Origin of the sequence: Fictibacillus phosphorivorans (assembly GCF_001619875.1) — a bacterium.
GTDB classification, from domain to species: domain Bacteria; phylum Bacillota; class Bacilli; order Bacillales; family Fictibacillaceae; genus Fictibacillus; species Fictibacillus phosphorivorans_B.
This window is the reverse complement of record NZ_LRFC01000012.1, coordinates 77,593-90,278: the sequence shown is the minus strand read 5'-3', so window position 1 is coordinate 90,278 and position 12,686 is coordinate 77,593. Positions and strand designations below refer to the sequence as shown.

At 39.6% G+C, this 12,686-nt stretch carries 13 protein-coding genes; 7 read left to right on the top strand and 6 right to left on the bottom strand.

What is annotated here, in order from left to right:
* Positions 1-11: 11 nt before the first annotated feature.
* Together AWM68_RS08530 and AWM68_RS08525 are read right to left on the bottom strand one after the other, a co-directional pair.
* Positions 12-260, bottom strand: a complete 249-nt coding sequence (locus tag AWM68_RS08530) for a hypothetical protein (RefSeq protein WP_066239927.1) — start codon at positions 258-260, stop codon at positions 12-14.
* Positions 261-332: 72 nt separating this feature from the next.
* The gene (locus AWM68_RS08525) at positions 333-527 is read right to left on the bottom strand and encodes an alpha/beta-type small acid-soluble spore protein (RefSeq protein ID WP_066239924.1); all 195 of its coding nucleotides are present in this window, start codon (positions 525-527) and stop codon (positions 333-335) included.
* Between the two features lie 171 nt (positions 528-698).
* Here AWM68_RS08525 and AWM68_RS08520 point away from each other — a divergent pair, with 171 nt between their 5' ends.
* Positions 699-1,010 carry an ArsR/SmtB family transcription factor gene (locus AWM68_RS08520; protein WP_066239922.1) on the top strand — a complete coding sequence of 104 codons (312 nt, stop codon included), beginning with the start codon at positions 699-701 and terminating at the stop codon, positions 1,008-1,010.
* Between the two features lie 239 nt (positions 1,011-1,249).
* Here the strand turns inward: AWM68_RS08520 and AWM68_RS08515 are convergent, their stop codons facing one another.
* Positions 1,250-2,767, bottom strand: coding sequence for an aldehyde dehydrogenase family protein (locus AWM68_RS08515; RefSeq protein ID WP_066239918.1), 1,518 nt, complete (start codon positions 2,765-2,767; stop codon positions 1,250-1,252).
* Between the two features lie 144 nt (positions 2,768-2,911).
* On the opposite strand from AWM68_RS08515, the gene AWM68_RS08510 reads away from it, so the two are divergent.
* The 5 genes from AWM68_RS08510 (at position 2,912) to AWM68_RS08495 (ending at position 6,540) form a co-directional block, all read left to right on the top strand.
* Positions 2,912-3,706 (top strand): SDR family NAD(P)-dependent oxidoreductase, encoded by a 795-nt coding sequence (locus AWM68_RS08510; RefSeq protein ID WP_066239915.1) that lies wholly within the window; start codon positions 2,912-2,914, stop codon positions 3,704-3,706.
* A gap of 154 nt (positions 3,707-3,860) precedes the next feature.
* Positions 3,861-3,986, top strand: a complete 126-nt coding sequence (locus AWM68_RS21995; protein WP_269446785.1) for a hypothetical protein — start codon at positions 3,861-3,863, stop codon at positions 3,984-3,986.
* Between the two features lie 139 nt (positions 3,987-4,125).
* Positions 4,126-5,364, top strand: coding sequence for a DUF2157 domain-containing protein (locus tag AWM68_RS08505; RefSeq protein WP_066239913.1), 1,239 nt, complete (start codon positions 4,126-4,128; stop codon positions 5,362-5,364).
* Positions 5,357-5,878 (top strand): GDYXXLXY domain-containing protein, encoded by a 522-nt coding sequence (locus AWM68_RS08500; protein WP_066239910.1) that lies wholly within the window; start codon positions 5,357-5,359, stop codon positions 5,876-5,878. Before AWM68_RS08505 ends, AWM68_RS08500 begins: the two co-directional genes overlap by 8 nt.
* A 329-nt stretch (positions 5,879-6,207) precedes the next feature.
* Positions 6,208-6,540: a hypothetical protein gene (locus tag AWM68_RS08495; RefSeq protein WP_066239908.1), complete on the top strand. Its 333-nt coding sequence runs from the start codon at positions 6,208-6,210 to the stop codon at positions 6,538-6,540.
* Positions 6,541-6,569: 29 nt separating this feature from the next.
* Here the strand turns inward: AWM68_RS08495 and AWM68_RS08490 are convergent, their stop codons facing one another.
* Complete coding sequence (locus AWM68_RS08490; protein ID WP_066239906.1) at positions 6,570-7,889, bottom strand: globin-coupled sensor protein; 1,320 nt, start codon at positions 7,887-7,889, stop codon at positions 6,570-6,572.
* A gap of 165 nt (positions 7,890-8,054) precedes the next feature.
* Between AWM68_RS08490 and AWM68_RS21710 the strand changes: the two genes are divergently transcribed.
* On the top strand, positions 8,055-8,207 hold the full coding sequence (locus AWM68_RS21710) for a hypothetical protein (RefSeq protein ID WP_197468147.1): 153 nt from the start codon (positions 8,055-8,057) through the stop codon (positions 8,205-8,207).
* A 64-nt stretch (positions 8,208-8,271) separates the two neighbouring features.
* On the opposite strand, the gene AWM68_RS08485 is transcribed toward AWM68_RS21710, so the two are convergent.
* Positions 8,272-10,296 (bottom strand): ABC transporter ATP-binding protein, encoded by a 2,025-nt coding sequence (locus AWM68_RS08485; RefSeq protein WP_066239903.1) that lies wholly within the window; start codon positions 10,294-10,296, stop codon positions 8,272-8,274.
* Between the two features lie 2 nt (positions 10,297-10,298).
* On the bottom strand, positions 10,299-12,056 hold the full coding sequence (locus AWM68_RS08480) for an ABC transporter ATP-binding protein (RefSeq protein WP_066239899.1): 1,758 nt from the start codon (positions 12,054-12,056) through the stop codon (positions 10,299-10,301).
* Positions 12,057-12,686: the final 630 nt, after the last annotated feature.

Sequence of the window (12,686 nt, the reverse complement as noted above, 5' to 3'; positions counted from 1 at the left end):
AATGAAGGTTTTTATTCCCATTCACCAATGAAAAAAAGCACTTCTTGATGACACGAATCACAATAAAAGACATGAGGACACTGGCTGTCTTTGAAATCTGTCGGATATCCATCTTCCAGCTTAAGTTCATCTGTCTCCATATCGGGACTATAATCATCAAAAAAATCACTTACTTTTCCTTGATCTTGAACAGCTCGCCCGCATTCAGGACATCTAACGTTTATGGTTTGAAAGTTGTTGCATATCGGACACATCGCCATTACTATCACTCCTTAAATCTTGAAAAAGGAGTGGATTGCTCCACCCCCTTTTCATCTAATGCTTTGCTTTCTTTAGCGATTTCCGCCGCTTAATTGCTGCTGACCCATCGCTACCAAACGTTTTGTCATTTCCCCGCCAACCGAGCCATTTGCACGTGCAGTTGTATCTGGGCCAAGTGTAACACCGAACTCAGATGCGATCTCATATTTCATTTGATCGATTGCCTGCTGCGCTCCTGGGACTACCAATTTGTTTCTTCTTGCCATGTGTTTCACCCCCTTATACCTATTTTGTTTCCCAAAGTTTTTCATATGCGCGTTGGATACTGGCAATTTATAGTGCTGTTCCCACTCAAATTTTAAAAATAATTGGACCAATCGTTTATACTGATTTATAGTAAAGAAAATAAAACGGATGATATAGAAAAAGTTGGTGATATGATGTCAAACGAATACGCTGTAGAAATGTTTAGAAAAACCATCCCTTTGTTTCAAGCACTGGGTGATCCTGTCAGACAAGATCTTGTCCTGTTATTAGCTGAAACAGATAAATTGAATGTCACAGATATAGCGAGTCAGTCCCCTATGTCACGGCCAACCGTTTCGCACCACCTTAAAATATTGCGTGAAGCGGGACTTGTTGGAACGGAAAAAAAGGGGAAAGAGATCTTTTATTTTTTAACGCTTGACCAAACCGTTGTGCAGCTAAAACAGTTGATCAATATTATTGAAGATGAATGTATTTTATAAAAATGGCTAGTGCAGGTGTACAAACTGTCGTGCCAGTTACCAATTCCACTCTGCATAAACATGATTTTGAATAATCACGGAATAAATGTCCCTTATCATGGAAAAAGTGACTCTAATCACGGAAAAATAGAACCTTTTCACGGAAAAAGTGACTCTAATCAAGGAATAACTCATGTTCATTACGAAGTATCTGTGTCAGATGGACAAATAAAAGCGATTCAGCATAAGCTGAACCGCTTTTATTTCTTTCTAAGCTGCTTTATACCTGAACGCATGAGGGCAGCTAACTGTTTTTTATTTGAAAAGTAAGCTTTAATTAGCGTTCTTACTTTTCCGTATTTATTGTCATAGGGATACCAATTGATTTCTCGCTGTTTAAGTCCAGCGTCCTTCATTACAGACATCTGACGGGTGAAGATATAAATTCCTTCATCTCCATGATATCTGCCTGTTCCACTGTTTTTCACCCCGCCGAACGGCAAGTGTGGATTTGCAACAGATACCAATACATCATTGATAACAGCACTGCCGGTAACCAATTTTGATGTTACGCGATTCGCTTTTGCTGCATCTTTCGTCCAAACACTCGCATTTAAACCAAACTCTGTGGAGTTCGCTTTTTCAATGACCTCTTCTTCTTTTAGGAAAGTAATCACTGGCATAACCGGGCCAAAGGTTTCTTCCGTCACAACCTTCATATCTTCAGTTATGTTCGTCAAGATCATCGGCTCAATGTACATACCATCTCCCCAGTAATCTGGGTGTTGTCCGGTCAGCAATAATGCCCCTTTTTCAAGAGCGTCTAATACATGATCTCTAATGATGTCTTTTTGATGCGGAAAAGTTAAAGAACCAATGTCTTCACCCATTTTAAGATTTTTGGTTTCTTCAACAAGCCGATCAATAAATTCACCTGCTATGCCTTGCTGCACATAGACTCGTTCGATGGACATGCACACTTGCCCAGCGTTCGTAAAGGCTCCCCAAACTGCACCGTTTACTGCTCGTTTTAATGCGGCATCTTCAAATACAATCATTGGGTCCTTCCCGCCTAGTTCAAGCGTATACGGAATGAATCGCTTGCTTGCTTCAACTCCGATTTTACGCCCTGTTTCAACAGATCCTGTAAAGAAGATGCTGTCAGGATTACCTGAAACAAGTGCCTGTCCAAGCTCTTTTCCTCCATGTGCTACCTGTAGAATATTCTTAGGAAGATTGACTTCTCTCGCAATTTTTTCAATTAAAAGTCCGATTGTCGGCGTTACTTCAGACGGTTTTAAAATGACGGAGTTACCCGCGATTAAAGCAGAAATAACTGGTGTCATTGAAAGCTGAAACGGGTAGTTCCATGGCGAGATGACCAACACCGTCCCTAAAGGAAAATAATCTACATAAGAGGACTTTCCAACAAATAAAAGAGGCGTTGATACTCTTTTCCGCTTTAATATTTTTGGTGCGCGCTTTTCATAATGCTGGATGATATCAATAACAGGCATTAGATCAGCGGTTAGAGCTTCCGTCTTAACCTTCCCTGTTGCTGCACATATTTCATCTACGATCTCATCCATATTCTCTAATAGATGATGCTTCATTTTTTTTATAAAAGACAATCGAGTTTCCAATGAGCGAGTGGACCAAAATTGAAACGCAGCGGACGATTTTTCGTACATATCCGGAACCTGCATTTCTTCTGTTACCAGCCATTGATCAATCGTTTCACCCGTTGCTGGATGCTTAGCCACTAGAACATTTTTCACGTGCGCACCTCCTTTGTCTAAATATTCTTATTTCTTCCATCATACCTTTTTTGTGCAAATGTTGTTTATTTATTTTTCCTGATGTGTTATCATGTTGATATTCTTAAACATATAAACATAAAAACAGAAAGGGATGTATTCCTTATGATAAATAATCAATCAGCTTTAAAAACAGCCTTAATTACTGGAGCTTCAAGCGGAATAGGACTTGAATTTGCAAACCTGCTCGCAAAAGATGGCTATCATGTCGTACTCACGGCAAGAAATGAAAAAAGACTTAATGAGATTGCAAATGGTTTAAGAGCGAAACATGGTATTGAAGTAACGATTTTCTCAAAAGATTTAAGTCTTGCTGATGCTGCAGAAGAACTGACTGCAGAAATTTTGGCAAAAGGGATAGAGATCGATATCTTAATCAACAATGCCGGATTCGCAGCATACGGACCATTTGATGAGACATCATGGAAAGACGAAAAGGATATGCTTCAAGTAAACATCACAGCTTTAACCACCTTAACAAAACAGCTTTTGCCAGGCATGATCAAGCGCAACAGAGGTAAGATTTTAAACGTAGCCTCTACTGCAGCTTTTCAGCCAGGTCCATTAATGGCCGTGTACTATGCAACGAAAGCATATGTGCTTTCTTTTTCAGAGGCGATCGATTACGAACTGCGCCATACTAACGTCAGCGTAACAGCACTCTGCCCTGGGGCAACTGCGACTAATTTTGAGAAAAGAGCAAGTCTCGAGTCTTCTCGCCTTTTCCAATCAGGTACAATGAATGCCCAGGATGTAGCATTATCTGGCTATAACGCACTCATGAAAGAAAAAGCTGTAGAAGTTCCCGGCTTTAAAAACAAAGCATTAGCTAACATCGTTCGATTCTTACCTCGAAAGACCGTTTTGAAAGTCGTACACTATGTACAGGATAAAAAATAAATAGCAGAAATCAGGGAACAGCTTTAGAGGCTGTTCTTTTTTTAAGGTTCTTCTTTAAAAGATTGTTTCTTTAGAGGCATTTGTTTAATTTTCTTCTTTGCCTAGGTTGATTGGAGTGGAGGATGCGAGACTCTCGGCTAGGACAGGTGGGCAGGTGAGACACTTAAGAGTGAAACGTACGAATGTGGCTCACCGCCTGCCCCGCGGAAAGCGAGCAGCCCGGAACGGAAATCAATCACTTTCAAGAGCTACAAAGTTTGCGACTTATGACCGTTTATAATAAAACATTCGAATTAAATAATCATTTTATTTCTTGATATCAAAATAATCAGAGTGTAATATTACACTTAAAGAGAATATATTTTAATACGACCTGTTTTTCATTGACCATACATATACATGAAATGAGGTGGGATAAAATGAACAAAAAATGGATGAGAAACGAAGGACAAAAGTGGGTAGAAGACAATATCATCACGGAGGATCAGCTTGATTTGATTGTTGCACGTTATCCTGATACAGATAACAAACGCAGAGTAACTAGCATTTTGCCTGTTTTAGCTAGTATTTTGATTGGAATCGGTATCTTATCTTTCATTGCATCCAACTGGGGTGAGATTTCCCCGCTCGCAAGACTTTTATTGCTCATCGTAATTATGCTCGGTTTTTACTACACTGGAGATCGCAGTTTAAAAGCAGGGAACGATACGTTGGGAACTTCTCTTAACATCCTCGGTATCATTTCCTTCGGCGCCTCCATTATATTACTGGGACAGACGTTCCATTTAAATGCCGTTGATGCACGTTTATTTGTTTTTTGGAGTTTACCTGCCGTGTATTATTTGTTTAGAGACCGCAACAAACTCTATTACTTCCTCTTGTGTGTGCTAACAGTCGGTGGTCAGCTTTATAGCTTAAACGAATTCCAAAGCTTTAGTTACCTTTTATTTGTCATTTTTCTCTTGGCTGTTGGCGGTTATGTATTCCTTTACCCGACGAATCAGAAGTCATGGGTTTTCACCGTCGGCTTAAGTATTCAAGCTCTAATGTTCATTATTGTTGAGGATATCAATTTCCTCTGGTTCTTCCTATTTGGCTTTGCATTATTTACAGCTGGATTATGGGTTGAGAAGAATGTATTTAAACAGCCGTTTCATACTTTAGGAACACTCATTGGTTTCGGTTATGCTTACGGTTTATATTTCATGCTGACAAATGACTTCTCATCTGATCTTGAACTTCCCGCACCATATGTGTTTCTTCCGATATTGATCGTGATCCTTGCCCTTTCAATCATAGGAAAACGTAAAGAGAACCTTTACATGCACGCATGGGAACTATTAATTTTCGTACCGTTTTTCTATCTTGTAAAAGTAGCTGATCCACTATTGGTAGGTCTCGTTTATTTGATTGTCATGTTTGTTTATTCCGGATTCAAGCTGGCTGAAGGATATCGAAACGAGAACAGGTCACAGATCAATTTCGGAATCGTGCTGTTTTTGCTTGTCTGTCTAATGGGATACTTTAATCTAGCATGGTCATTCATGCCAAAATCCATTTTCTTCTTGCTAGGCGGGATTCTGTTATTTATTCTAAATTCGTTTCTTCAGCGTAAGAAAATGAAGATTTTGAAGAATGGAGGACCGCACCATGACTAAAAAACGCGGCTGGATGATCGCTGCCCTTCTTCAAGTTTTGTTTCTTGTTTTTATTGCCGGAAGTTATTACAGCATTGATTATTTTGGAAAAGAGATAAAAATTAAAACAGTACCCGTCGATCCACGAGATATCTTATATGGAGATTATGTAACGCTTCGATTTGAGATCAGCAGGGTACCCCTCTCAACTTATAAAGGGGATCTGACTGCACTTGACCGTGGAGAACGGAATGCGTATGTTGTACTTCAACCCGATAAAAAGGGATATTATGTAGTAAAGAATGTGTATCCAGAAAAACCAGATGTAAAGGATAACGAGGTTGTTTTAACAGCAAAAGCTGAAAAGACCTGGGGTGACAATTCTTTTGATCAAATTGAACTTACTTATGGGTTTGAACGCTATTATGTTCAAGAAAATACAGGCAAGGAACTTGAGGAGCAAGCTAGTGATATGGATGTTATGATAAGTGTTGCCCCTTGGGGAGCTCATAAGATTGTGGAACTTAATCCTTAATGAGGAGACTCACAAAGTGCTGAAAAGTCTTTGTGAGTCTTTTTATAGATAATGATTGTTGGATTTTGTCGAAAATCGGATAAATAATTTTATACGTGAAATTATTATGGATTACCTCGTATAAATAATGAATTACCTTGTAAAAATTAGAGATTACCTCGTAAAAATATTTTCGAGTTCTATCCGCATGGACAATCTAATCGAACGTCCTTCTCAAATGTACAACCTCTCTATACCCTTCTTATTAGGTTCTTCAAAATCGGTTTGCATTCATTATTCTTCGGTTTAAGATTACCGATTACGGGAAGATTGATAATGAGGTGAAAACTATGTCTGACACAAAAATTATCGATCTAAAAGATGTACTCAATGGGTGGGCTGGGAGCCAGATCTCCATTCGCAAAGAAGAAACAGGCGATATCGATCAAATCAGAATCTCACTTACAGAAGCAACATTTGAACAAAGAGACGCACACGATGACTATTTAGGAGACCACATTTTGTTTTTGCACGGAACAGCTTATGCAGCTGAAGATGGTGCACAAGTTGAACTCCCTACGGTTACGTATGAGATTCCGATTGAAGGCATCAAAGACATCCGAACAGATGATAATATTGTTTCCTTTGAAACAAGCAGAGCTCAATATGTCATTAATAAATAAAGAACTGATCCCATAGGATCAGTTCCTTTTTAGTGCTGCATGCTTTTCGTCACGTCGGTTAGTGAATCAGCTGATACCGCAATTTGACCTACAGCTTGACTCAATTCTTCAATAACTTCAGCCATCACTTCTACTTCTTTTTCCAGCTTACCGCTTCTGTCCGTACTCTCGTCCATTTTTGAAAGAATCGCCACAAAGAAATCCGAAATTTCAGTTGCCTCTGATACACTGTCGTTAATATAGTGATGAATACTTTCAACAGATTGTGAAACAGCCTCTATTCTCTTATGTGTATTCTTTACAAGTTCAGAAACGCCTGAAACGGATGTTTTTGTTTGGTCCGCTAACTTTCGAACTTCATGAGCAACGACCGAGAACCCCTTCCCCGCTTCACCAGCTCTAGCTGCTTCAATTGCTGCATTAAGAGACAAAAGATTTGTCTGTTCAGCGATTGCTGTTACGATATCTACTACATCATTAATTTTCACAGTAGCTTGTTCCAAGTTGATCAACTCTGCAGAAATTTGCTGCGACTGCTCTTTTACTTTTAAAATCATATTCTGATGATCATCGAGTTTACTCTTACCTGCTAAAGAGTTTTTGGAGACATCTGCTGCTGACTCTGCTGTATCTTTTGCAAAAACAACCACTTCATCTGCTTTAGATGTTAATTCTTGAAGTGATGCACTCGTTTGTTCTGAGATGCTTGCCAACTCTTCTACCGAGTCGCCTACAGAAAGCGCAATTTGCTGTTTTTGTTCTTCATGTCTAGCTCTTTCTTTCACCTGCTCTAACTCAAAGGCTTCCAGCACGATCTGCTGCTCAAAATTCAATAGCTTCGTTACTGCTTTTACAGCTAGCTGATAGTCATTTCGGTTTTCAATGTGCTGATCCAAAATGGACAAAAACGAAAGCAGCATGTCCTGAAACGAGCAAATATACCATTTAGGCTTTAAACCAATTTTAAAATGGATATGCGCGATCACTCTTCTTTGTTCAATGTATTCTAGATCAATGATGCCATCGAACATTTCTTGTATATGTTTCATTAAAGTAACTTGAAGCCTCTTAACTGAGCTGTGCTTCTGGATGATCTCCATCAAGCCTGGTACATGTTCTATGTTTTTATAAAATTGATTCACAATATTCTCTATGTTCTCAGAGATCAATGGCTTTAAAGAACGAATAATGGCGAGGTCTTCCGTCGTTAAAGAAATCATATCCAGCTGTTTCTGCCACTCACTCTCTGGTGACAATAAAATCTTAACCTCGTCTTTATACTGGTCTAAAGGGTTCTGAACAGCAGTTGCATTACTCTTTTTCGTAAGAATACTTAAAATTGAAGCCATGTTGGGTTCCTTCTTCCTGTTTTATCACTTGTTATCATCCAAAATGAAGCATTTCCATGCGACTATACTCACATTTTGCATACTCATATGTTTTATCGACGCCATTAAGGGAATCTTTCACTAAACCAAATTAAATACAAAAAATATATACGAGGAGTGGTTCACATGTGGAAAAAGAGATGGGCAGCTGGAACATTAGCAGCTATGTTAACATTAGGTGGATTAACTGCTTGCGGTGACGGTGTTGACCAAGATAACGGTGTAGATGACGGTCAACAAAATGATGAAATGGATGAGAAGAATAAAGAAGAAGGTTAATATGACACAAGTCTAAGTCTATGAGATAACAAAAAAAAGGAGCCGCATCGGCTCCTTTTTTTGTTTAGCTGACTGCTCGTGTTTCGGTTTTTCCTTGTTGAAGCTGATACATCTGGAAGTAACGGCCTTTTACTTCCATCAATTCTTCATGACTTCCGCGTTCAACAATTACACCGCGATCAAGTACGAGAATTTGATCGGCACTTTTAATCGTAGAAAGTCTGTGCGCAATAATGAAGGTGGTTCTTCCACGTTTCAGTACATCCAATGCATCTTGAATGACTGCTTCTGTTTCTGTATCGATACTTGCCGTTGCTTCGTCCAGAATTAGAATTGCTGGGTTGTAAGCAAGTGCTCTTGCAAAAGAAATCAGTTGGCGCTGGCCGGACGAAAGTGTGCTTCCTTTTTCTATAACCGGTTCATCCAATCCCTTTGGCAAGTTATTGATAAATGGCATAGCTCCTACATCAGTAAGTGCCTTTTCCACTTGTTCCCTCGTGATTTCAGGATTATCTAGGCTAACATTGGATGCAATCGTCCCTGAAAACAAGAATGGATCTTGCAGAACGATTCCCATATGCTGACGCAATTCCTGTTTGGAAAGTTCCATAATGTCCTTTCCGTCAATGACGATCTTGCCTTCTTTAATATCATAGAATCGGAATAACAAGTTCATGACCGAACTTTTACCTGAACCCGTGTGGCCAACAAGCGCCACTGTCTCTCCTTGGTTTGCTTCGAATGTTATATTCTTTAGCACGGGTTCACCTTCAACGTAACTAAAGGTAACATCCTGAAACGCTACATTACCTTTGTAACGATCGATCTCTGTTTTTGTAACTGTCTGCCCTGGTTCATCCATCAGTACGAATACTCTCTCTGCTGATACCAATGCCTGTTCAAGTTGTGCAAGCTGGTTGACCATACCTGTAACTGGGTGGAACATACGGTTCAAATAATCAACAAAGGCATAAAGAACACCAATGGAAATAACTGAACCTACTCCAAGCGCCTGCCCGCCAAAGTGCCAGATGAACGCCATAAACGCAAGGTTTTTCAAGAACAGTACCAGATTATGCCCTGTCATCGCGTTTAGACTTAACAGCTTATTTTGGAACGTGAAGTATTCTTTGTTCATCGTTTCAAATTCTTCAGTTGTTTCTTTTTGTCTCTTAAACGCTTGAATAATTGTCATACCATTAATAGATTCATTGATCATTCCGTTGATGTCACTTAGAGTAGAACGGATCTTATGGTTATATTTTGATGCAAACTTACGGTAAACAATGATCCATACAACAAGGATCGGTACAAGAATGAGACAGATTGTTGCCAACTTTGCATCAAGCAAGAACAAGGCAATAAAGATCCCCGTCAAATAGATGATACCTGTAAAGAAGTTTGCTAGTACGTTAATGAAAAGCTCTTTAATCGCTTCTGTATCATTTGTTATACGAGAAACGATCTTACCCGCTGGCTGATTATCAAAATAAGTGATAGCTACACGCTGTACGTGAGCGAACACATCTTGACGAATCTTCTTTATGACCAGATTAGAAGAACGCTGAAGCATATAGCGCTGACCGTATTGAAAGAATGATGCAAATAGCAGCAGTCCTAAATAGATCATTGTCAGCTTCATGATGCCTGCAATTTCCGGCTTATAAAAAGCAAATGTTTCGTTTGTGCTTAACTCATCTGCAGGATATGTTTCTGATTTCCCTTTAAACGAAATCGTCACAGCTCCGTCTTTCGCTGTTCGTTCTCCGTCAAAAGAAATAGGCTGCGAAACAACGTAATAATCTCGTTTTACTTGAATGACTCTTATTTCTTTTCCTTTATTTTCTCCTGAATCAAAATGATCGCTTCGTTTATACCAGTTCCCATCATAGTTCACTGCGGCTTTTTCTTTTTTATCCACTTGATACCATGGTTTTTCAATCCCAAGTATATGGTCATCGATCATGGTCTTTGCGATAAAGGGTCCTGTCAGCTCCGCTCCGATTGCAACGGTCAGCATCAAGAGACCTAGAATAAAGTTCTTTTTATAGTGAAGTGCGTATTGAAACAGGCGTTTTCCAACGTTCATGGCTACACCGCCTTATTATCATTTAAGTTTTGTTCGATCTGCTGGCGTTCATGCTGCTCTTTATACCAGCCATCTCTTGCTATTAAGTCCTCATGTCTGCCTTCGTCTACAATCGCTCCATCATCAATAACGATGATCCAATCTGCGTGTTCAACAGCTGACAATCGGTGAGTTGTAATAAATGTCGTCTTTCCGGCACGCTCTTTACGAATATTTCCGATGATGGCCGTCTCCGTTTTTGCATCAACAGCCGAAAGCGCATCGTCTAAAATTAATATTTCTGGGTCTACGCACAGTGCTCGTGCAATAGATACACGCTGCTTCTGACCTCCTGATAATGCAACTCCCTTTTCCCCTACAAGTGTGTTCAGTCCTTCAGGAAGGAATTGAACATCTTTTCTAAAAGAAGCCATCTCCATCACATGGTTTAGTTTATCCACATCAGCTGAACTGTTGCCGAAGAGGATATTTTCTTGCACCGTTTTAGAGAATAGAATAGCGTCCTGGGGCACATAGCCGATCCAGCCTTGAAGATTTTCAAGCGCAATGTCTTCAATCTCAACACCCGCAAACGAAATCTTCCCTTCTCCAGCTGGATATTCTCTTAAAAGCTTCTTGAGCAGAGTCGTTTTCCCGCTTCCCGTACGTCCTACGATTCCTAGGGTTCCCCCTTTTTTGACCGTAACATTGATGTTCTTTAAGTTATCCACTTCAGAAGACGGGTATCGGAACGTCACATTCTCAAATGAAATCGTGCCCGGATCTTGTAATGGAACAAGATCTTCTCCATTCTTCACGTCTGGTTCGTAGCTAAGTGTTTCGTTAACACGATCAAGTGAAGCACTGCCGCGTTCCATAACATTGATAAGTTCACCGATCGCGATCATCGGCCAGATCAGCATCCCAAGGTACACGTTAAACGTTACAAGTTCACCAAGCGTAATCGTTTTGTGAAACACCATGTAGGCACCGTATCCTAAACCGATCAAGTAACTCATTCCGACTAGCACCTTAATGGTCGGTTCGAAAAGTGCGTCAATACGTGATACAGCCAAGTTTTTTTCAAACACATCTTCTGTTACTTTATTGAAGCGTTCTACATCCGCTTCCTCCTGCACATATGCGCGGATAACACGAACCCCTTGAATGCTTTCTAAGACAGAGTCGTTCATTTCGCCAAATGCATCTTGTGCAACGGTAAACCGCTGATGTACTTTTTTTCCATACTTTTTAATGATATAAGCGATAACAGGGAGTGGGATAAGCGCTGCGAACGTTAATTTCCAGCTGATCATGAATCCCATAACGAAGAGAATTGTCAGCATGAACAAACTTGAATCAACGAGCGTTAATATTCCGAATCCAGCGGTCATAGAGATGGCCTTCAGATCATTTGTTGCTCGAGCCATCAAATCTCCTGTTCTATTTTTCTCAAAAAAGGTAGGTGTCATCTTTAATAAATGGCGCATGAATCTAGAACGCATCGTACGTTCAATAATAAAAGCACCTCCAAACAGCTGATACATCCAGATATACATCGTGACGTACATCGAAATCAGAACGGCTACAAAGATTCCGAGCGTCTTCATCATATCTTCTCTTGTAATCGTACCCATATGAATGGAATCAATAATATTTCCTATGAGTTTTGGTGGGATGATCTCAATAATCCCTACTCCAGTCAGCAGCACCACTGCAACTGTGTACCGAATCCAATGCCTCTTAAAAAACCAGGCTAACTTACCTAAAACTGAAAACATATAAGTCTCTCCTCTCGATCTCTGTTACTCTTAAACAATCGTTTAAACGAGCTACCCAAAAAGTGTATGATCCTTGCGTTCTAGCCACACATTTAGTCGTTTCTTTTCCATCTGTTCTCCTCCTAGATTGGTAGTTATCTATTGCAAAAGAAGAGTAATTCTCCTAAGCAAGCAAAAAGAAAAAAGCATACCACTCGAACGGCGATATGCTTCATTAACCATAAAAAAACACACGTCACGACTGGTGTGACCTGCGTACGAATATGTATGTAGATACGAAAAAGGAATAGAAAGGAATCCTAATACATCTCTTGGGGCAGGCCATGATATGAAGTTGTAGAATTGTTATCTAATACAATAGAGACCAAAACTTGAGTAACAATCATTACTTTCACCATGACACAACCATCCTTTCCATAATTTTGTAGTTTGTAACTTTGGTAATCTTAACACTATTCTAATAACTATGTCAATTGCTTTTGAATATGCAAAAAATATTATCCGCTGTTTAATATATGACTTTAGGATGCAGGTGGTGTGTCCAATTTCACCCTAGTCCGTTAAAAAAATAAAGATGGGAACATGGATCTAAACAGGAATTTAGGCAAAAGAAAAAAGCAGCCATTATTA